This window comes from Hymenobacter sp. BT559, from assembly GCF_016427535.1.
Taxonomy (GTDB): Bacteria; Bacteroidota; Bacteroidia; order Cytophagales; family Hymenobacteraceae; genus Hymenobacter.
This window is the reverse complement of sequence record NZ_JAELXV010000002.1, coordinates 966,014-987,299: the sequence shown is the minus strand read 5'-3', so window position 1 is coordinate 987,299 and position 21,286 is coordinate 966,014. Positions and strand designations below refer to the sequence as shown.

16 protein-coding genes and 1 pseudogene are annotated in these 21,286 nt (G+C 59.2%); 11 read left to right on the top strand and 6 right to left on the bottom strand.

Going from position 1 to position 21,286, the window contains the following annotated elements:
* Positions 1-38 precede the first annotated feature (38 nt).
* Positions 39-1,052: a prolipoprotein diacylglyceryl transferase gene (gene lgt / locus JAO77_RS10620; RefSeq protein ID WP_198990313.1), complete on the top strand. Its 1,014-nt coding sequence runs from the start codon at positions 39-41 to the stop codon at positions 1,050-1,052.
* Between the two features lie 77 nt (positions 1,053-1,129).
* On the opposite strand, the gene JAO77_RS10615 is transcribed toward lgt, so the two are convergent.
* Complete coding sequence (locus JAO77_RS10615; RefSeq protein ID WP_198990312.1) at positions 1,130-2,050, bottom strand: hypothetical protein; 921 nt, start codon at positions 2,048-2,050, stop codon at positions 1,130-1,132.
* Between the two features lie 45 nt (positions 2,051-2,095).
* A complete protein-coding gene (yidD, locus tag JAO77_RS10610; RefSeq protein ID WP_198990311.1) occupies positions 2,096-2,320 on the bottom strand; it encodes a membrane protein insertion efficiency factor YidD in 225 nt (74 codons plus the stop codon).
* 203 nt (positions 2,321-2,523) lie between these two features.
* Here yidD and JAO77_RS10605 point away from each other — a divergent pair, with 203 nt between their 5' ends.
* Together JAO77_RS10605 and JAO77_RS10600 are read left to right on the top strand one after the other, a co-directional pair.
* A complete protein-coding gene (locus JAO77_RS10605) occupies positions 2,524-3,405 on the top strand; it encodes a PorV/PorQ family protein (RefSeq protein ID WP_198990310.1) in 882 nt (293 codons plus the stop codon).
* Positions 3,402-5,561, top strand: coding sequence for a helix-hairpin-helix domain-containing protein (locus tag JAO77_RS10600; RefSeq protein WP_198990309.1), 2,160 nt, complete (start codon positions 3,402-3,404; stop codon positions 5,559-5,561). Before JAO77_RS10605 ends, JAO77_RS10600 begins: the two co-directional genes overlap by 4 nt.
* Before the next feature lie 63 nt (positions 5,562-5,624).
* Here JAO77_RS10600 and JAO77_RS10595 read toward each other — a convergent pair whose 3' ends face one another.
* The 4 genes from JAO77_RS10595 to JAO77_RS10580 form a co-directional block, all read right to left on the bottom strand.
* Positions 5,625-7,571: a DUF3857 domain-containing transglutaminase family protein gene (locus tag JAO77_RS10595; protein WP_198990308.1), complete on the bottom strand. Its 1,947-nt coding sequence runs from the start codon at positions 7,569-7,571 to the stop codon at positions 5,625-5,627.
* Between the two features lie 36 nt (positions 7,572-7,607).
* A complete protein-coding gene (locus tag JAO77_RS10590) occupies positions 7,608-9,686 on the bottom strand; it encodes a DUF3858 domain-containing protein (protein ID WP_198990307.1) in 2,079 nt (692 codons plus the stop codon).
* Positions 9,687-9,741: 55 nt separating this feature from the next.
* Complete coding sequence (locus JAO77_RS10585; protein WP_198990306.1) at positions 9,742-11,808, bottom strand: transglutaminase family protein; 2,067 nt, start codon at positions 11,806-11,808, stop codon at positions 9,742-9,744.
* A 101-nt stretch (positions 11,809-11,909) separates the two neighbouring features.
* On the bottom strand, positions 11,910-13,145 hold the full coding sequence (locus JAO77_RS10580; RefSeq protein WP_198990305.1) for an MFS transporter: 1,236 nt from the start codon (positions 13,143-13,145) through the stop codon (positions 11,910-11,912).
* 206 nt (positions 13,146-13,351) lie between these two features.
* Between JAO77_RS10580 and JAO77_RS10575 the strand changes: the two genes are divergently transcribed.
* The 8 genes and pseudogenes from JAO77_RS10575 to nuoF all read left to right on the top strand — a co-directional run bounded on the left by JAO77_RS10575 (position 13,352) and on the right by nuoF (position 21,216).
* Positions 13,352-15,241 carry an ABC transporter ATP-binding protein gene (locus tag JAO77_RS10575; RefSeq protein ID WP_198990304.1) on the top strand — a complete coding sequence of 630 codons (1,890 nt, stop codon included), beginning with the start codon at positions 13,352-13,354 and terminating at the stop codon, positions 15,239-15,241.
* Positions 15,242-15,436: 195 nt separating this feature from the next.
* Positions 15,437-16,087 carry a DUF4136 domain-containing protein gene (locus JAO77_RS10570; RefSeq protein WP_198990303.1) on the top strand — a complete coding sequence of 217 codons (651 nt, stop codon included), beginning with the start codon at positions 15,437-15,439 and terminating at the stop codon, positions 16,085-16,087.
* A 96-nt stretch (positions 16,088-16,183) separates the two neighbouring features.
* Positions 16,184-16,561 (top strand): annotated as a pseudogene (locus JAO77_RS10565) (NADH-quinone oxidoreductase subunit A); the annotation flags it as partial.
* 95 nt (positions 16,562-16,656) lie between these two features.
* Entirely contained in the window at positions 16,657-17,214 is a 558-nt protein-coding gene (locus JAO77_RS10560; RefSeq protein ID WP_144852391.1) for an NADH-quinone oxidoreductase subunit B, read from the top strand.
* Positions 17,215-17,304: 90 nt separating this feature from the next.
* A complete protein-coding gene (locus tag JAO77_RS10555) occupies positions 17,305-17,874 on the top strand; it encodes an NADH-quinone oxidoreductase subunit C (RefSeq protein WP_198990301.1) in 570 nt (189 codons plus the stop codon).
* 126 nt (positions 17,875-18,000) lie between these two features.
* Complete coding sequence (locus tag JAO77_RS10550; RefSeq protein WP_198990300.1) at positions 18,001-19,263, top strand: NADH-quinone oxidoreductase subunit D; 1,263 nt, start codon at positions 18,001-18,003, stop codon at positions 19,261-19,263.
* Positions 19,264-19,286: 23 nt separating this feature from the next.
* Complete coding sequence (locus tag JAO77_RS10545; protein ID WP_198990299.1) at positions 19,287-19,859, top strand: NADH-quinone oxidoreductase subunit NuoE family protein; 573 nt, start codon at positions 19,287-19,289, stop codon at positions 19,857-19,859.
* Positions 19,860-19,878: 19 nt separating this feature from the next.
* Positions 19,879-21,216, top strand: a complete 1,338-nt coding sequence (nuoF, locus tag JAO77_RS10540) for an NADH-quinone oxidoreductase subunit NuoF (protein ID WP_198990298.1) — start codon at positions 19,879-19,881, stop codon at positions 21,214-21,216.
* Positions 21,217-21,286: the final 70 nt, after the last annotated feature.

The following is a 21,286-nucleotide window of genomic DNA, read 5'->3' as shown; positions in this document are numbered from 1 at the left end:
TAGTCAGTACCTTTGAACACTCTTACTTTTTGTTGCGCATGACTGCTTTGCTCGCCTACGTTCCCTGGAACGTCTCACCCATTATTGCCGAAATAGGTCCGCTGCTGCTGCGCTGGTACGGCGTGCTGTTCGCCCTCGGCTTCGTTATTGGCTCGTTTGTGCTCACGCACATCTACAAGAGCGAGGGCGTGCGGCCCTACTGGGTCGATGTTATCACCTTTTACATGGTAGTGGGCACGGTGCTGGGGGCCCGCCTAGGGCACGTCTTTTTCTACGACTGGGACCAGTACAAGGACCAGCCGTGGGAGATTCTAAAAATCTGGCACGGGGGGCTGGCCTCGCACGGCGCTACCATTGGCATCTTGCTGGCACTGTTCATTTTCAGCATGCGCAATAAGTTTGATTACCTCTGGGTGCTCGACCGCATCGTGATTGTGGTGGCTATTGGTGGGGCATGCATCCGCCTAGGTAATCTTATGAACTCCGAGATTGTGGGCAAGCCAACCACCGAGCCCTGGGGCTTTGTATTCCCGCGCGATATTGAGCACTTGCAGCAGTTCCGGCCCGACCAGCCCGTGCCAGCCGGGGCCGTGGCGGTGCAGCGCACCCGTGTAGAAGGCAAAGAAGAGCCCGAATTCACGGTTACGCCTGTGAGTGGTGTCGTTAGCCCATCGGCCGAAGTAGCCGTGCCGCGCCACCCTACCCAGATTTATGAGTCGCTATTCTGCCTATTTTTAGTAGCGCTGCTCTACGGGCTGTGGAACAAGTACAAGGAAAACACGCCCCGCGGTTTGCTATTTGGCTTGTTTGTGGTGCTGCTCTTCTCGTTTCGCATTTTTGTGGAGTACTTCAAAGAAAACCAAGTCACGAAGGAGACTGGCATTATTGCCGAATACGGGCTCAATATTGGCCAGCTACTCAGCATTCCCTTCATTCTCATTGGGCTGTGGGTGCTGCTGCGCGCCGGCAAAAATCCCAAGAATCCCCATGGCTTTGCCCCACGCGACCTCGCCGAGGAGGAAGCAGCGCAGGCTGCCGCGGCGAAAGCCTAGGTTAGTTTTTCATCGAAAAGGGGCCGCTTGCGTAATGCAAGCGGCCCCTTTTTTATGGCTTGTGGCAGCCGAAGCGGTTATAGGTCTAGCTCGTAGACCGCGCCTTGCTCGGTAGTGATTAAAAGCGTTTTTTCATTTTTGAAAGCAGCGCCCTCCGTTTGGCCTGCGCCTTTTAGGCTGATGTGACGGGGCGTGGCTTTCAGAATAGCGTCCCAAGAGTTACCATCGAAAATGAACAGCTCTTGCCGGGCTAGCAGCACCAGTCGGCGTCCGCTGGGCGCGAGCGTAGCGTCGGTTACCTGTCCCGGAATGGCGAGCTTGGTGATGAGCTTAGCTTTATACGTACCGGGCGTTTCGGGCACCGTGTACACTTTGCAGGTAGAAGACTGGGCCCGGTCTTTAGTGAAAAGGTAGACCTGGCCATCGTGCCAGAGGCTGGCCTCACAGTCAAAATTGCGCTCGCTTTTGTTCGGCGGAAACTCGGTTTGGTCGGGGTAAGAGAAATTAATTTTACCAACCTTGGCAGGCTGCTCGGGCCGGAAACGCAGGATGGCCAAGTTGCGGCGGTCGCTGTTGTTGTTGCCGCAGTCGCCCATGAAGTAGTTGCCGCGGTTGTCGCGGCTTAGGCTTTCCCAGTCGTGGTTGGGGGCACCTAGGGTAAACTGCCCCACCTGCTGGCCGGTGGCATCCACTTGGTACACAATAGGCTGCTGCCCATCGTCGCCGAAGGTGAAGTAAGTGCCCGCCTCGGGCGCGGCGCACAGCCCCGAGCTTTCCAAGATACCATCGGTAAGGCGGCCCACTTTGCGCAGGCCAGCCGGCAAGTCGGCACCCTTGCTTTTTTTGTGCCCGCCTTTTTTACCTTTTTTGCCCCCCGGAGCTTGCGCAATGGTTTGGGGCTGGTCGGCAGTAGCCTTGTCACCGTCGGCTGAAGAGCAGGCCGAGGTGAGGAGCGTCGCTCCTAGCAAAGAGCGAATGAAGAGGGAGAAACAGAGCATAGAGTGCTCTTACGCGAAAAGCAGTACCAAAGGTCACCTTCGCCCCTAGGGCACTGGGTCGTAGCCTTGGCCGCCCCAGGGGTGGCAGCTGGCAATGCGCCGCAGGGCCAGCCGCCCACCCCGCCACGGGCCGTACTTGGTAATAGCCTCGGTGGCATAGGCCGAGCAAGTGGGCGTGTAACGGCAGCTCGGCGGCGTGAGGGGCGAGATAAAACGGCGGTAGAACCAGATGCACCCCAAAAAAAAGGCGCGGGCCAGCGAGTAAAGCATCGCTTAAAGATACAACGGCACGGCCCCGGTGGTAGCGCCGCTGCCTAGGTCATCGCTATTAAAGAAAGCAGCGGTTAGACAGTATACCGTTCGAATAATCACCCCCAAACACTTCTTACAAATATCCTATATCAGAACTTAATACAACTCGCACAAATGCTTATAAAGCTGTATATTTCAACCTTTATTATTATCCACTATTTATGAATCTACGATTATTTAAATTATTTCTTTTCAACCTACTGGCTTTATATACCAGCCAGCTGCACGCCCAGGGCAATGGCCCGGCCGGACACGGCGCGCGAGCCATAGCGCTGGGCGGCGCAGCCACTACGCTTGCCAATGAAGTGTGGGCCGCAGCCAATAATGCGGCCGGCCTAGGTACCCTTACCCGCCCCACGGCGGGCGCTTATTTCGAGAATCGCTACCTCATCACTAGCCTCAATATGGCGGCCGTAGCCGTGGCATTGCCCCTAGGAGTAATAGAGCCAGCCGCTACCGGCCAACCCGCCCGCGCCGAGCGGGGCGTGATGGCGTTTGAAGCCCAGCGCTTTGGTGGAGTGCTCTACCACGAGGTGCGCGTGGGCGCTGCCTACGGCTACCGCCTAGGGGTGGTCAACATCGGGGGGCGCCTCGACATGTTGCAAGTCAGCTTTCGGGACCTAGGCAGCCGGCGGACACTGGCAGGCTCGCTGGGTGGGCAGGCCGAGGTAGTACCCGAGCACCTCACTTTCGGCGTGTATCTCTACAACCTCAACCAAGCCAAGTTAACTGATTACCAAGAAGAACGCGTACCCACAGTAGTACGCGCCGGCCTAGCCTACCGCGCCGGCAAGCAAGTACTGGTACTAGTTGAAAGCGAAAAGGATATTGAGCACGAAGCGGGCTTTAAGGCGGGGCTAGAGTATCTGCCAGCCCCAGCCGTAGCGCTACGCGCTGGATATGCCAGCCTCAACCAGCAAACCACGGCGGGCGTGGGCGTGAAGGCCAGCAATTTTCAGTTCGACTACGCTGCCGGCTGGCAGAGCGCTCTAGGGCTGAGCCAGTTTATCAGCGTGAACTGGCAATGGGACCGCAAGCCATGAGCCGTGCCGCGTTCTTGCTAGGAGCGGGCCGGCGGCACGCATTCGGCTGGGTGGGCCGCGCGGTGCTTTTGCTGTGCCTAGGAGGGCTGGTGCGCCCAGCCGGCGCCCAAGAGCTACCACGCCGGGCGCCCGACCTCGACCGCCTCACGCAAGAGCTGTTTGCCGAAATCCAGTCGGACCAAGTGCCTTACGAGGACCTGTACGAGACGCTACTGCAGTATTATCAGACGCCCATCAACCTCAACGCCGCGGGCCGCGAGGAGCTGCGGGCCCTGCTGTTGCTTTCCGAAGCACAGATAAGCAGTCTCCTAAAGCACCGCACCGACACTGGCCCACTGCTGAGCCTCTACGAGTTGCAAGCCGTGCCGGGCTGGGACCAGCGTACCATCTACCGGGTGCTGCCCTTCGTGACGGTGCAGGCCGATGACCCCAACCGGGCCCGCGGTCCGCTGTGGCAGCGCATCAGGCAAGAAGCGAATAACGCCTTATTTGTGCGCTATGAGCGCGTATTACAAGCGCGCAAGGGCTACACGGCAGCCGATACTTTTCAGGGGCGGCCCACCTCGCGCTACCTAGGCTCGCCCGACAAGCTGCTGGTGCGCTACCGCGTGAGCCACGCGCACGACTTTAGCCTAGGCTTTGCCGCCGAAAAAGACGCGGGCGAAGCCTTTGCCTGGCGGCCCAGGCAGGGCCAGTACGGGGCCGATTTCTGGTCGGCGCATTTCTTTTTGCAAGAGCGCGGCCGCTTGAAAGCCCTGGCCCTAGGTGACTACCAATTACAATTTGGGCAAGGGCTGTTGCTGTCGTCGGGCCTGGCAGTGGGCAAGGGTGCCGAAACCATCACAAGCCTGCGGCGCTCGTCGGTAGGCGTGCGGCCGTACTCAGCCCTGCTCGAAAACACGTTTTTCCGGGGTGCGGCGGCTACCTATCAGCTTTCGTCTCGCTGGGAAGCTACGGCTTTTGCCTCGCACAAACGCGTAGATGCCAACCTGCAGCAACGCACCGATTCGCTAACCCAATACGACGAGTTTGGCAGCAGCTTGCTGTACACGGGCTTTCACCGCACGGCTGCGGAGCTGGCCGACCGCCACGCCCTGCAAGAATCGGTAGCGGGTGGTAACCTAGGCTACCTCAGCCACGATGGCAACCTGGCCCTGGGCTTCACGGCGGTGGGCACGCATTATGGTACGCCGCTGCTCAAGCGTGCCGAGCCGTATAATCGATTTGAGTTTAGTGGGCAGAACAAACTGGCCCTAGGTGCCCACTACAGCTACGTGTGGCGCAATCTACTGCTGTTTGGCGAAGTGGCCCGCACCACCGGGGGTGGGCTAGGCGGCCTCAACGGCTTGCTGGCCAGCCTAGGCCCGCGGATAGATGCGGCCGTGCTGTTGCGCCACTACGATGTTAATTTTCATACTATCTATGGCAACGCGCTGAGCGAAAACAGCCGCAACATCAACGAAAGCGGCTTGTATCTAGGACTGAAAGTACGCCCCATGGTGCGGTGGGAGCTTTCAGCGTATTTCGACCAATTCTGGTTTCCGTGGCTGCGCTACCGGGTAGGCGCGCCCAGCCGCGGCAATGATGCGTTGCTGCGCCTTGCCTTCACGCCCGCAAAAACCAGCCTACTCTACGCTCAATACCGAGTGCGCCTCAAGCCGCGTGACCTCAGCAGTAGCCTAGGCCGGCCGGTGCCGCTACCTGGCCAGCAGCTACGCCATTCGCTTTTAGTCTATTACGACACGCAGCCTACCCCTAGGCTTGGGCTGCGCACCCGCCTGCAAGCCAGCCGCTTGCGCGACGATGACAACCTGCCCTGGCGCAGCGGCTACGCCCTCAGCCAAGATGCCAGCGTGCAGGTGGCGCGGCGGGTGCAGCTGACGGCGCGCTACGCCGTGTTTGATGCCGATGACTATGACACGCGCCAGTACTTATTTGAGCAGGATGTGCTGTACGCCGTGTCGATACCAGCGCTGTATGGACAAGGCACCCGGGCGTACGCCATTACGCAAGTCACGCTCAATAAGCATTTTACTTTCTGGCTGCGCTACGCCGATACCCACTACCGCCACCAAACTACAGTGGGTAGCGGGCTAGAAGAAATTCAAGGCAATGCCCGCTCCGAAATCAAACTACAAATGCGCTACAAACTATAAGGCAGGCCTTTGGAGCCTGCCTTATAACTAATGCCTACTTAGGCGAAATGAACAAAGCTTGCTTTAGGCCTCTGTCTTGACCAGCACTACCTGCGCGTGGTCGGCCTGGCTGATTTTACGGCGGAAATCCTGGTATTCGGCATACTTAGCAGCCGGGAGCGTAGTGCCGGCCGGGCGGCGGGTTTCGAACTGCCGCACGTATTGCAGAGTGCCATCGGGCAGAGTGGTGCAGGTGCTAGTGTAGGTGCCATAGGCCGAGGTAAGCTGCACGGGCTGCGGCAGGTTTTCGGCCTTGAAGCCTACGGGCAAATGCAGCCGTACTGTGTCTTGGCTGAGGCTGGCTAGCGGCAGGGCCAGTGGGGTCTGGCGGGGGCCCACTTGGGCCGGCAGAGCCGCTAGGCGGCCCAGCACGTTGGGCTCTAGCAAGAGCCGGCTGCCAGCTGGCGTAGCCACACCAGGTAGCTCAAGCCCCAGCAGCTCGACTACCCCAGGCAGCGCCTGAGGCTTGGTGACGGGGGCAGCCGCTAAGCGCAGGTTCGTGATGGTGAAGTGGCCTAGGCGCAGCCGGTTGGATACGTATTTCTTTTGCTCTTCGGCATCGGCTTCGTGCAGGAGCTGGGCGTAGCGGTCTTGGGCCAAGCCCACGCGTTGGGTACGCACGGTAGCCTTGGCGCTGCCGGTGGCGTCGAGCCACAGGTCGGTGCGGCGCTGCTGACGGTTGGCCTGGGCCCCGTAGCGGGGCGTGGCCACGAGGCGGCCGCCCTCGGGCGTGAGCAGCAGGGCGTGGCGGTTGCCGGTAAAGGTGCCCATGTAGCCAAAGGCTTCCGTTTGGCTGGTGCACTCCAGCCACACCGTGTCGGCGGGAGTGGTACCGCGCGCCGCCAGCGGCATGCACAGAATAGCGTGGTTGAACTGGCTGCTGGGAAAGCTGGCGCGTACGTCGGTTTCGTCGGCGCCCGCCCCTACCAGGGCTACATAAGCGGGCAATCCAGCAGCTTTTAGTAGTGCGCAAGTGTAGTTACTCAGGGCTTTGCAATCGCCGTAGCCGCCAGTGGCCACGGCCGTGGCGGGCGCTGTTTGCCAGCCACCCAGGCCCAGCTGCACCGATACGTAGCGCGTCGAGCTTTGCACAAACTCATATACTTTGCGTGCTCGGGCCCTCGGGTCGGGGTCCGATATCATCAGCTGCGCCATCTTGGCGGTGAGGGCGGGCGGTAGCACGTCGCGGCCTTTGCCGAGTTGGTAGGTCCACAGCCCCAGGCTTTGCCACGAGGCCAACGACCCGGCGTAACCCTGCACCTCAAACGTAGCCGGAGCCAGGTGTACGGCGGGCAGCAGCTCGTCGATGGACGGCGACAGCGGCTCTTCTTCTACGGCGGGCTGCGCGGGCAGGTGCCAGCGATAGGTGGTCTGGGAGCCCGCCACTACCGGCGCGCTGGCGGCACCGCTGGGCAGCAGTTGCTCCTCAAAGCGCAGAGGCAGCGCCGTGGGCGTCGTTACTTGCAGGGTAGCACCTTCCAGCGACACGTTTTCCGCGTTTTGGGGCTGCCAATGAGGATAAAACAGCGTGTTTTCTGATGCTATCTCGTAGTCAAACTCTACCGTGTAGGGTGTGGTGGGCTGGCGCAGGTCGGCGTAGCGCACGCGCAGGTCGGTCATGAAGCTGCCACCCGCACTGCCTAGGCCCCGGTCGTGCACTTCGGCGGGGCGCAGCTGGTGCAACAGGCGGCCTTGGGCGTCGTACACGGCCCCGCGCAGGTAGTTGATGCGGTTTAGGGCATCGTAGCTCACTACCTGTTCGCCGTAGGCATCGCTGCCCACGGGGTCTAGGATGGTGATTACTTTGTGAATCGACTTTACGAGCTGGCTGGGTGATTTCACCGTCACTACCTCGTCGTAGGCGCGCACTACGGCGTGGGCATTCTCGCGAAGGGCTGGCGCAATGGCATCGGCCGGATACTTGGGCGCGGGCGGCCCAGCCAGCACTGCCGCAATAAAGGTTAATAACATAGCTACTAATAAATTACTATTTCGAAAATCTGTTTCTTACCCAGCCTTTTTGATAACCAGCGCCTCGGCTTGCTTGGCCAGTAGCAGGCGGTAGAGCTCGCGCAGGGCGCCGTACTCGGCCGCGCTGTACACAGGCTTGTCGAGGGTGAGGCGACTCACAAACTGCACTGTGCCAGGCGTGGTCGAGGTGGCCGAGTAGAGGTAGCGGCCCCCATTATTAGGCAGCACTAGGCTCACTGCTTTGGGTAGCTCGGCTACGTAGCCCGGCGGCAAAGTCAGCGTGACCCGGACAATATCCTGCTGCAGCATTCCTAGGTCGACGGGGTAGCTGCGGTCTTCGTGCTGAAACGGGTTGCGCCGCTCCCCAAAGTAGTTGAGAGGCGTAAGGTAGAGCTCGGTTGCAGCGGCACTGGTGGTAGCCGGCTGCCGCCACTCGTAGCTCAGGCCCAGCGACTGCTCTACGGTGCTTTGCTTAGCGAATGCGTACTTGGCCACTTCCCAGCCGGGGTGGCGGGCTATTAGCTCGGTCACGTATTTTTTCTCCCCTAGCTGCTGCAGCTTCTCACGCACTTCGAGGCCCGCGTAGCCGCCGTGCTCTTCGTGCACTTGGCCGCTTAGGTTGCCTTGGGCATCTACGGCCAAGGTAGCCTCTTGGTAGTGGCTGTAGCGCTGAGCGGGCACCAGGCTTACCCAGCGGCCCTCGCCAGTGGTGGGTACCGTGCGGCCGGCCTGGCTAAGGCAGCGCGTGGGCAAAATGCCTGCGGGCAGCAGCGGCTCGGTAGCATCAAGCAGCAGCTCCTTATTGTCGGGCAGGGTCACTAGGGCCACCACGTAGTTGAACTGCTCAAGCAGCGGATAATCTTGGCTAACGGCCCCGTGGCTGCGGGTGCTCAGCAGCACGGGCTCTACCGTTAGGCCGGCTTCGCGCAGGGCCGCAATGAGCAGTAGGTTCACGTCGGCGGCAGTGCCGCGGTGCTGTTCGTAGCTGCGCTTGAGCGGGCCCGTGGCCCAGTACCGGTCGGTGCCGTCGTACTTCACGGCTTTCACTACCAAGTTGCGCACGGCGGCGGCCCTAGGTGCCGGTTCCAGGTGCTGAGCTATCAAAGGCTGCACTTCGGCCGCCAAGAACTTACTGTTCGTGAAGGCCTTGCCAAATTCTTCACTTTCCAGCAGCAGCTTGTTTTTCTTGGCCCAGCTATCGGTGAGGTCACGGTACTCTTCCTCAGGCATTTGAATTCCCGCCAGCTCAAACGTCATGCGCGCTAGGTAGTCGTTGGGCGTAGTGCTGTAGGGCTCCTCGCGAAAGGCCGGCGCATTGCGCACCACCCAGCGGTGCTGCTCGGTGCTCATGTGCACGCCCGAAGTACCTACCTCCATGCCCGCGCCGGCCCCAGCACCAGCACTGAGCCGATTGGCCAGCAGTAGGCTTACCGAGCCCACGCTGCCCTCATTGATGGCGAGCGGCAGGTAGCCCCGGTACAATATCTTGTAGTGATATACCTGCGGAATACTGGTGCGGTACTCGCTCCAGCGCGTCGGGATGGCGTGTTGAAACGTCCAGTCCTGGTAGTTATCGAAGAAAGTCGACGTTACCACGTAGCTGTACTCAATCACGGCGCCCTCCTGCACATTGGGCAGGGTGAACTTGCGTACCAGCAGGTTGTTGGTGCGCTTCTCATCGAAGATATTGCTGGCTTCGAGCTTGGTTTTGGTTACGTTGCCATCGGCCCCGCGCAGGTAGGTAAAGCCGCGCAGGTTACCTAGTTTTTCGGCGCGCTCGTCGCGGTGGTAGAGCGGCACTTCGACGGTGGCGTAGTCGTAGCCCGCTTTCTTCAGAATCTTGATGCGCGTGGTGCGCTCGGTAGTAATGACCAAGTGGCCCGCCGAGCTGCTAAACTGCGAGCTGCCATAATCGCAGAGGATGACGGCCGCAGCCCCACTGTCGGCTACAAAATTCTTGGCTTCGAAGTCCCCTAGGTCGGGCTGGCCAAACTTGATGGGCAGCGCCGCCTTGGCCGAGGCAGTGGTTTGGGCGGCCGCGGCGCTGGGCAGCGCCAACGCCAGCACGGCCAGCCGCACAGCCCGCCAGGGCTGCTTAAAAATAGTGCGTAGCATAGCGCTTTATAAAAAGTGAGCCCGTGGGCCGGACCTAGGGCCCGGCCCATTTGGGCTAGCCATTCTTTCTGAGCACCAGCGCCTCGGCTTGCTTGGCCAGCACGCGGCGGTAAAACTCGCGCAGGCCTTCGTACTCTTCTGCGCCATACACGGGCTTGTCGAAGGTGAGGCGGCTCATCAGCTGCACCGTGCCGGGGGTCGGGCTAGTGGCCGAGTAGAGGTAGCGGCCGCCATTGTCAGGCAGCGCAATGGTAGCGGGCTTGGGCAGTTCGGCGGTGTAGCCGGCGGGCAGTACCATTGTAATCACTATCACGTCTTGGGTCATGGCGCCAAAATCGACGGGATAGGTGCGGTGCTCGTGCCGGAACGGGTTTTGCGTTTCGCCGAAGGTGGCCAGCGGCGTCAGGTATATCTCTTGGGCCGTGCCGGGGGTACTAGCCGGCTGGCGCAGCTCGTAGCTCAGCGCTATCGACTGGTTGAGCAATTCTACGGCGTTGAACTTATAGGTAGGCACCTCCCAGTTGGCGTGCCGGCCCACCAGCTCGGTCACGTACTTCTTCTCCCCTACCTGCTGTATTTTTTCGCGCACCGCCGCCCCGGCGTAGCCGCCGTGCTCTTCGCGCACCTGTCCGCTTAGGTTGCCTTGGGCGTCCACGGTCAAGCTAATATTTTGAAAGTGGCTGTGGCGCTGGTTGGGCGCTAGGCTTACCCAGCGGCCTTCTACCTCCTTGCTCGGGATGAGGCGCCCAATCTGGTTGAGGCAGCGCTCGGGCAGAATGCCGCACGGCAGGAGCGGCTCGGTGGCGTCGAGCAGCAACTCCTTATTATCGGCCAGCGGCAGCACCCCAATTACGTAGTTAAACTGGTCGAGCATCGGAAACTGCTCGTTCACGCGGCCGTGGCTGCGGGTGCTCAGCAGCACGGGCTCGGCTGGCAGGCCAGCCTGGCGCAGGGCCGCAATGAATAGCAGGTTAACATCGGCGGCCGTGCCGCGGTGCAGCTCGTAGCTACGCTTGAGCGGGCCCGTAGCCCAGTAGTTGTTGGTGCCGTTGTACTTCACAGCCTTCACCACGAGGTCGCGCACAGCCGCCGCACGGGCGGCTGGGTCAGGGTACTGCGCCACCAGCGGCTTGAGTGATGCATCCAGAAAGCCCGCCCGGTCCAAGAGCCCGCCAAATTCGGTACTGTTGCGCAGCAGGCTGTTGATTTTGGTCCAGTTGCCCGACACGTTCTGGTAGGCCTGGCCCGGCATGCGCTCGCCTGCCAGCTGAAAGTCGATGCGCGCTACGTAGTCGCGCATCGTAGTCATGTAGGGCTCATCGCGCAGCGCCGGCACATCTTGCATCGCCCAGTGATAGGCAGTGGCACGAGCCTGAATGGCTTCGGTCTCGGTGGCCGAGTGGGTGCCCCCTAGGTCGGCTTTTTGCACCCGCGCCGAGGCCACGTACTGCGCGCCCGTCTCCTCCCGGGTTTGCAGCGCCAAGGGCTGGTAGCCCTGCATCAGCATTTGGTAGTCGAAATATTCGGGAATAGTAGCCCGAAACTCGCTCCAGCGGGTAGGGATATCGCGCTGAAAAACCCAGGGCTGGAAGTTGAAGAGAAAATCCGAAGTCACCGAATACGTGTATTCGATAACGGCCCCTTCGCGCACATTGGGCAGCGTGAACTTGCGCACCCGCACGTTTTTGGTGCGCTCTTCGCTGAACATATTGGCGCTTTCGAGCTTCACCTTCTCGATTTTGCCGCCTACTTGGTTATAGGTAAACCCTTTTAGCGCCGTTATCTTCTCCTCGTCACCATCGCGGTGGTAGAGCGGTACCTCCACGGTGGCGTAGTCGTAGCCCGCTTTCTTTAGAATCTTGATGCGCGTGGTGCGCTCGGTTTCTAGCTGAAAGCTGGTGCCGTTGAGCCGGAAGCGCGCCGCCCCATTGTCGTACAGCACTACGGCCGCGGCGGCGCTGTCGCGCACAAAATTTTTGTCATCGAAATCTTGCGGAGCAGGCTGCCCAAACTTGATGACGACTGGCTTCACTGGGGCCTGCTGCGCGTAGCTAGCGGTTGTGCTTAGCACAGCAGCGGCACCCAATACACTCTGCACCAAGATGCGTAGAGTTGTTTCCATTGCAGAAAAAAAGGTAAGAATTGAAATAAAACTATAAAGCTTTAAGAAGACCCGTAAACTTACGTGTGCCCTAGCTGCTTAGCAAGTTTTATTCATCATTCTTACACCATTTCTTCAGGTGCTCCTACGGCAAGTGCAGTAGCTACCTCGGCCTCGGTAGCGGGTATGCCAACGGGGGTGGCCCGCACGCCCAGCAGCAGGTAGGCCAAGGCCGCTAGCACACTCGCCAGGCTTATGGCGTGCACCCAGGGCAGGCGCAGGGCTTGGTTGTCGAAAATCCAGCCAGCCAGCAGCGCGCCGATACCAATGCCGATTTCGAGCGCGATGTACATAGTAGCCACGCCCCGACCCCGGCGTTCGGGGTGGCTGAGGTCGATGGTCCAGGCATAAAGCGTGGGGGAGTTGAGCCCGGTGCCAATACCGAATATCACAGCGCCCAGCAAAAACACCGGCACCGACGGCGACCACACCAGCACCGCCAGCCCCAGGGCCAGGATGCTTGCCGACCAGCGGAGCACCGGTACTCGCCCGTGGGTATCGCTAGCCTTGCCCGCCACTAGCCGCACACCTAGCGAAGCCACGGTGTAGCAGATATAAAACAAGCCCTTGGTGGGCCCGGTCAGCCCGAGTAGCCGGCTTTGGTCGGGTATCACCGTAAGCACCGCGCCGTACGGAAACAGGCATAGCAGTGTGGTGAGGGCCGGCGCCAGCACGCGGGGCTCAAGTATCTCATCTAGCTTGAGCTTGAGCAAAGCGGGACTAAACCGCTGCCGCTGTGCTTTAGGTAGCGTTTCGGTGAGCGTGCCTTGCACAAGCACCGACAGCAAAGCTGCTGCGCTAGAGCAGTAAAACATAGTATTCAAAGAGAAATGCTCGGCTACCCACGAGCCGAAAGCCGGCCCGGCCGCCATACCTAGGCTGCCCGTCACGCCGAGCAGGCCCATGGCCTCACCGCGCTTTTCGGCTGGCACGATGTCGGCTACGAAGGCGGCTGTGCCCGTGGGCTTGAAGCCCGTGCTGAACCCGTGCAGCAGCCGCAGCAGCAGAAAGCTGCTGACCGTGAGCGCCCACGGATACACAAACCCGCACACAAAGCAAACCAGCGAGCCAAACACCATTACCGGAATGCGGCCCACGGTATCGGTCAGCTTGCCCGAAAACGGCCGCGAGATAGCCGCCGTAAGCGTGAACAGGGCAATGATAAAACCTTTGTACTCACCGCCGCCTAGGTGCGCCAGGTGGTCGGGCAGCTCGGGCAGCAGCAGGTTGAAGGACAGGAAAAACAGAAACGACGACAGGCACATCAGCCAGAAGCCGCGCGAATATGAACCAAGCATAAGTAATGCAAAGGTCGGGAATTAGTGTTTAGTGGTGGTGCTTGGTGCCTAGTGTCTGGTGCTTAGCGGGTAGCTTGTTTTACTATTTTAGGCTTGCCTCCACCCCCTACTTAATAAGCACTAAGCCCGAAGCACCAGGTACTACTTAGGTCTGCCAAAACGGCCGTTCCCCTACCCCGGCCCCAAATGTGCCGTACCAGTAGCCTATGACTTGGTTATCATCGCTACTAGAGAAAATATCTGCTAAAAACCCTAACCACAAGCGCAGCCCCGAAAAACCTGCCGTGAGCGTGCGCGAGCGGGTATCGGCCCTGCGGCACCTTCCGGCCTTTCTCCAGCTCATCTGGCACACCTCGCCGGCGCTCACGCTGGCTAATATTGCGCTGCGGCTACTGCGAGCAGCTCTGCCCCTGGCCACACTTTACGTGGGCCGCCTTATCCTTGATGATGTGGTGCAACTCAGCAAGCTACCACCCGCGGCGCGAGTGCTGGGCCCAGTGCTGGGGCTGGTAGCCCTGGAGTTTGGCTTGGTGCTGCTGGCCGATGCCCTAGGCCGGGCCGTGGCCCTGCTCGACTCGCTCCTAGGTGACTTGTTTGCCAACGCCAGTTCGGTGCGCCTGATGCGGCACGCGGCCGAGCTCGACCTCGACCAATTTGAGGACAGCACATTTTACGACAAGCTGGAGCGCGCCCGCCGCCAAACGCTTTCGCGCTCGGTGCTCATGAGCCAGGTGCTCGCCCAGGGCCAGGACGCCGTGACGCTGGTGCTGCTGGCCGGCGGCTTAGTGGCCTTTCAGCCCTGGCTGCTGGGCTTGCTGCTGCTGGCGGTGGTACCCGCCTTCTTGGGCGAAAGCCACTTCAACGAGCGCAGCTACTCGCTTTCGCACTCCTGGACGCCCGAACGCCGCGAGCTCGACTACCTGCGCCAAACCGGCGCTAGCGACGAAACGGCCAAAGAGGTCAAAATCTTCGGCTTGTCCGACTTCCTGATTACTCGTTTTGAAACGCTGTCTGATCAGTTTTACCGGCAAAACAAAGGCTTGGCGCTGCGCCGGGCCGGCTGGGGCACGGTATTCGCGGCAGTTGGTGCGGCGGGCTACTATGGGGCTTATATCTATATTATTAAGCAAGCTGTGGGGGGCGCTATCTCTATTGGTCAGCTCACGTTTTTGGCGGGGTCATTTGCCCGGCTGCGCAGTTTGCTTGAAGGCATCCTGAGCCGTTTCAGCCAGGTAGCCGATGGGGCACTGTATCTGCAAGATTTTTTTGATTTTTTTCAGATAGCGCCGCGCATTGTGCGGCCTAGCACTGGGCAGGCCGTGCGGCCGTTCCCTAGGCCCATTCGCCAGGGCTTCACGTTCGAAAACGTGGGCTTCCGCTACAAGAACGCCGAGAAGTGGGCCCTACGCAACCTCAGCTTTGAGCTGCGGGCCGGCGAGAAGCTAGCCCTGGTGGGCGAAAATGGCGCCGGCAAAACCACGCTTGTTAAGCTCTTGGCCCGCCTCTACGACCCCACCGAGGGCCGCATTTTGCTCGATGGACATGACCTGCGCGAATACGACCCCGCCGAGCTACGCCAAGAAATCGGTGTCATTTTTCAAGACTTTGTGCGCTTCCAGTTGCCCGCGGGTCAGAACCTGGCCGTGGGTCGCATCTCGGAGCGTCAAAACCAGCCGCGCATCGAGCAAGCCGCCCACCAGAGTCTTGCCGATACGGTCATTGCCAAACTGCCCCTAGGGTACGACCAGATGATAGGCCGCCGCTTTAACGGTGGCGTGGACCTGAGCGGTGGCGAGTGGCAGAAAATTGCTCTAGGGCGCGCCTACATGCGCGAGGCCCAACTGCTCATCCTCGACGAGCCCACCGCTGCGCTCGATGCCCGCGCCGAGTACGAAGTGTTCGAGCGCTTCAAAGAATTGACCCAGGGCAAAACGGCCGTCCTCATTTCGCACCGCTTCAGCACCGTGCGCATGGCCGACCGCATCCTGGTGGTAGAGCACGGCCGCGTACAGGAGATTGGCTCGCACGAAGAATTACTAGCCAAGGGCGGCCGCTATGCCGAGCTGTTTCAGCTGCAGGCGGCGGGGTATCGGTAATCTTCGCGCCGCAGCCAGCCATGTCGTCCTTTACAACGGCTCGTGCAACAAACTATTTTCTCGCTAAAACCGCCACCGGCACCTCCGCATGAGCACCTAGGTCACGGTTAACTCACTTACAAGCTGGGCAATGTGCAACAAATGAATTTCTTGGCGTAGCTTAGGGAGTTGTTTACTACTACCCTCCTGTTCCTCATGAAGCTCACCCTTACTCTTCAGCTTATCTGCCTACTAAGCCTAGGTTTCTTATCAAGTTGCCTGACTTCCCGAGAAGCCCGCATCGAGTCCAATTACAGCTACCGCGGCCGCTTCCGGCACTACCGCACCTACGGCTTTCTCAACAGCGCCGGCCTCACTGCCGATAGCACGCGCCTCAATGAAACCCTGCGCGACGCCGTGCGCCAGCGCATGCGCCTGCAAGGCTACAAGTACTCGCGCAAAAATCCCGACCTCATGGTCAGCTTCAAGCTGTTTGAAGGCGACATGCGCTTCCCAGGCTTTATGCAGGAAGACATTACGCGCTGGGTGAAGAACAATGACCCTGAAGACGACGAGACGCCCGAAGACCAGCGCCACAGCTACCTAGCCAAACGCATGCTACTCCTCGATGGCACGCTCATGGTCACGCTCATCGATACGCATACCGACAACGCCATCTGGAACGGCTACGCCTCAGGCGTGACGGTGCCCGAGGGCATTCGGGGCGAGTACGTGCTGGTGCGCTCGGTGCGCTCCATCTTTGACCGCTACCGCATTTTCACCGAAAACTACTTCAACGGAGGCAATCTCGACGGGGCCATGAACGGCGAGCCCAGCGTGCCGCAACCCGCCGAAACTACCCATTAGAGCACGGCTTCATAGGTCGGGTTTTTGCCCAAACCGGCGCGGGTGTACCTTTGCCTGTCCGCGCCAGTGCGCCCGTTTGCTAATCAGCTGACTACTATGCTTCTTGCCGTTAATTCTTCTTATCAGCCCAGCGACTACCTGCCGATAGTCATTCAGTTTGGGTTAGCCGTGGCGTTCGTCGCCTTCGCCATGGTGGTGTCTCACCTAGTGGGCCCTAAGCGCCACAGCCGCGTGAAAGATGCCTCCTTTGAGTGTGGTATCGAGAGTGTGGGCAACGCTCGTACTCCTATATCGGTCAAGTACTTCCTTACAGCCATCCTCTTCGTGCTCTTCGACGTGGAAGTAATTTTCATGTACCCCTGGGCCGTGAATTTCCGCCAGCTTGGCACGGCAGGCTTTGTGGAGATGATTATCTTCATGGCCTTGCTAATGGCTGGTTTTGGCTACGTTATCAAAAAAGGTATTCTGCGCTGGAATGAAGCCGTGCCTAGCCAAACTTTCGCGGCAAAACCGGTGTTGAAAAATCAGCCCGCCGAGATTGGCCAGGCTGCCTAAAGTGACTTATTCTCATGGTTGATACCCGCGTTCCTGAAATTAAATCTGTGCCGGCCCCCGAGGGCATCGAAGGCGCTGGCTTCTTTGCTACCTCGCTCGAGAAAGTAGTCGGCATCGCCCGCGCTAACTCGCTGTGGCCTCTGCCCTTTGCTACCTCGTGCTGCGGCATCGAGTTCATGGCTACCATGGGCGCCCACTACGACATTTCGCGCTTTGGCTCGGAGCGTCCTAGCTTCTCGCCCCGCCAGGCCGACCTGCTGATGGTGATGGGTACCATCGCCAAGAAAATGGCGCCCATCGTGAAGCAAGTGTATGAGCAGATGGCCGAGCCCCGCTGGGTACTGGCTATGGGTGCCTGCGCTTGCTCGGGCGGCATCTTCGACTCCTACTCGGTGCTGCAAGGCATCGACCGCATCATTCCGGTCGATGTGTACATTCCTGGCTGTCCGCCCCGCCCCGAGCAGGTGCTCGACGGCCTGATGCGCGTGCAGGACCTCGCTAAAAACGAGAGCATCCGCCGTCGCAACTCGCCCGAATACCAGGCGCTGCTGGCCTCCTATAACATCAAGTAATTGTCTGGTTTTTGGTAACTGGTTTTCGGTTGTTGGCTTTCAAGCGAATCACCGAGAACCGAAAACCAAAAACCGAAAACCAGAAGCCCAATGGCTGACCCAACCAAAGAAGAATCTACTGCTGCTCAGGAAACTGCCGCTGCCCAAGACCCTACCACTCAGCAAAACGCGCAGGTATTAGCCCTGCTGCATCGCCTGTTTGGCGAGTCTACATTTACGGATGTGGAGGAGCCCTATGGCTTGCTGACTGTGACGACGAAGCGCGAGCACATTCACAATATTATTGCGGGCTTGCAGCAGGATACGGAGCTAAAATTCCACTTCCTGACTACGATGTGCGGTATCAACTACCCCGAGAACCTAAACCAGGAGCTTGGGATGATATACCACTTGCACAGCCTAGTGCACAATGTTCGCCTGCGCATCAAGATTTTCTTCCCGTTGGCCGACCCGGTAGTGCCTACCCTTACGGACCTCTACGCCACCGCCAACTGGATGGAGCGTGAAGCCTACGATTTCTTTGGTATCATCTTCACCGGCCACCCCAACCTACGCCGCATTCTGAATGTGGAGGACATGGACTATCACCCCATGCGCCGGCAGTACCCGCTCGAAGATGGCACCCGCGAAGACAAAACCGACCTCTTCTTCGGTCGCTAATTTCTATAGATTGTCATGCTGACGAAGGAAGCATCTTATCACGGCTGCCTTCGTCAGAATTAGTTACTATCCGAGTTAAGCGAACCTGATAAGATGCTTCGCGGGCTCAGCATGACATAGCGCATAATGGCAGTAAACGACACCCTAGCAGGGACTCATAAGATTATTCAGGAAGCCCAGGAGCAGCAGGGCGGCCAGTTGGTGCCTACGCTCAATGACTTCTCGCAGGAGCTAACGACCCTTAACCTAGGTCCTACGCACCCGGCTACGCACGGCATTTTCCAAAACATCCTGCAAATGGATGGTGAGCGCATTATCTCGGGCGTGCCGACTATCGGTTACATCCACCGTGCGTTTGAGAAGATTGCCGAGCGGCGGCCGTTCTACCAGATTACGCCGCTCACCGACCGCATGAACTACTGCTCGTCGCCCATCAACAACATGGGCTGGCACATGACGGTAGAGAAGCTTCTAGGGGTGCAAGTACCGAAGCGTGCACAGTATATGCGCGTGATAATGATGGAGTTGGCCCGTATCGCCGACCACCTCATTTGCAACTCCATCCTAGGGGTAGACACGGGCGCCTTCACGGGCTTCCTCTACGTGTTTCAGGAGCGCGAGAAGATTTACGAGATTTACGAAGAAGTCTGCGGCTCGCGCCTAACCACCAACATGGGGCGCGTAGGCGGCATGGAGCGTGACTTCTCGCCGGTAGCCATCGAAAAGCTGCGCAAGTGGCTGAAGGAGTTCCCGGCTGTAATGAAAGAGTTTGAGTCGATGTTCAACCGCAACCGCATTTTCATGGACCGCGTGGTAAACGTGGGCCCCATTACGGCGGAGAAAGCGTTGAACTACGGCTTTACTGGCCCCAACCTGCGGGCCGCGGGCGTAGACTACGACGTGCGGGTGATGAACCCCTACTCGAGCTACGAGGATTTTGAGTTCGACATTCCGGTAGGCACCAACGGCGACACGTACGACCGCTTTCTGGTGCGCAACGAAGAGATTTGGCAGAGCTTGCGCATTATTAATCAGGCGCTTGACCGGTTGCCCGAAGGCCCGTTCCACGCCGATGCGCCGCACTACTACCTGCCTCCCAAGCAGGCCGTGTACAAGAACATGGAGGCGCTGATTTACCACTTCAAAATCATCATGGGTGAGATTGAAGCGCCGGTAGGTGAAGTGTACCACTCGGTAGAGGGTGGCAACGGCGAGCTCGGGTTCTATCTGATTTCGGACGGGGGCCGCACGCCTTACCGCTTGCACTTCCGCCGGCCGTGCTTCATCTACTACCAAGCTTATTCGGAGATGGTAGTGGGCACGAGCCTTTCCGACGCCATTGTTATTCTGTCGTCGATGAACGTGATTGCCGGCGAGCTAGACGCCTAGTTTTTAAGTTGAAAGTACCCGATATGGAGCCGACCACCCCCGCCGCCAAACCTCAGTTTTCACCCGCTGCCCAGGCCGAGATTAAGCGATTGCTCACGCACTACCCCGACGACCGCAAGAAGTCGACCTTGCTGCCCGTGCTGCACATTGCACAGGCCGAGTTTGGTGGCTGGGTAAGCCCCGAGGTACAAGACCTGGTGGCTGAAACCCTAGGCCTGCGGCCTATCGAGGTATACGAGGTGAGCACGTTTTACACGATGTTCAACCTTAAGCCGGTTGGCAAGCACGTGCTGGAAATCTGCCGCACGGGCCCTTGCATGCTGCGCGGCTCCGATGAGCTTACGGCTCACCTAGAGCGCATTACGGGTGCACAAGTGGGCGGCACTTCCCCCGATGGCTTGTTCACGCTGAAAGAAGTAGAATGCCTGGCCGCTTGCGGCTTTGCCCCAGTAGTGCAAGTACGGGAGAAATATTACGAGTCGCTTGACACGGAAGAAAACGTGAACGCCATGCTCAATGAGCTCCGCGGCCTTGTGCACCGGCCTATTCTGCCTTGGGAAGAAAATGGCTTGCCAACCTCTTTACAAAATAACTAATAGCTAAAAGGTTAATATTATGGGACGCAAGCTATTAACTGAACACGTCAACGTCGAAGGTATCGAAACCTTCGCGGTATACCGTAAGCACGGCGGCTACCGCGCCGTGGAAAAGGCGCTGAAAATGACGCCCGAAGAGGTAGTGGAAGAAGTAAAAAAGTCGGGCCTACGTGGGCGCGGCGGCGCTGGCTTCCCTACGGGTATGAAGTGGAGCTTCCTCGCTAAGCCCGAGGGCGTGCCGCGCTACTTGGTGTGCAACGCCGACGAGTCGGAGCCAGGCACTTTCAAGGACCGTTACCTGATGTCGAAGCTACCGCACTTGCTCATTGAGGGCATGATTGCGGGTAGCTACGCCCTAGGTGCCCGCACGAGCTATATCTACATCCGCGGCGAGCTCTTGTATGTATTGCGCATTCTGGAGAAAGCTATTGCCGAGGCTTATGCCGCTGGCTTCTTAGGTGAAAACATCCTAGGCTCAGGCTACTCACTTGACTTGCACGTGCATCCAGGTGGAGGCGCTTATATCTGCGGTGAAGAAACCGCGTTGCTAGAATCGCTGGAAGGCAAGCGTGGCAACCCGCGCAATAAGCCTCCATTCCCGGCTGTGCAAGGTTTGTACGCCCGCCCCACGGTGGTTAATAACGTGGAGAGCATTGCTACCGTCGTACCCATCCTGAACATGGGTGGCGATGAATACGCCAAAATTGGCGTGGGCCGCAGCACCGGCACCAAGCTATTCTCGGCTTGTGGCCACCTTAACAAGCCCGGCATCTACGAGCTGGAGCTGGGTGTGCCGGTCGAAGAATTCATCTACTCGGATGAGTACTGCGGTGGTATCTGGAAAGGCCGCGAGTTGAAGGCCGTAGTGGCCGGGGGCTCATCAGTGCCAATTCTGCCCAAGGAATTGATTCTCAAAACTGCGGCGGGTGAACCGCGCTTGATGACTTACGAGTCGCTGAGCGATGGGGGCTTCGTGACAGGCACCATGCTAGGTTCGGGTGGCTTCATTGCTATGGACGAGACCACGTGCATCGTGAAGAATACCTGGAACTTCTCGCGCTTCTACCACCACGAAAGCTGTGGGCAGTGCTCGCCCTGCCGCGAGGGTACGGGCTGGCTCGAAAAAGTACTGCACCGCCTCGAACATGGCCACGGCTCGATGCACGACATCGACCTGATTGTGAGTGTGGCCAAGCAGATTGAGGGCAATACCATTTGCCCGCTCGGCGAAGCCGCTGCGTGGCCAGTAGCCGCCGCCGTGCGCCACTTCCGCGATGAGTTTGAGTGGCACGTGACGCACCCGAAAGAAGCTACTGCACCCGGTGCCGTGTACCGCGGCAACCTAGTAATGGCTTAACCTTCTGTTATGCCTCATCTTGCGTACCGAAAGAAGCATCTTATCACGGCTGCTTTCGTCGCACCCATTA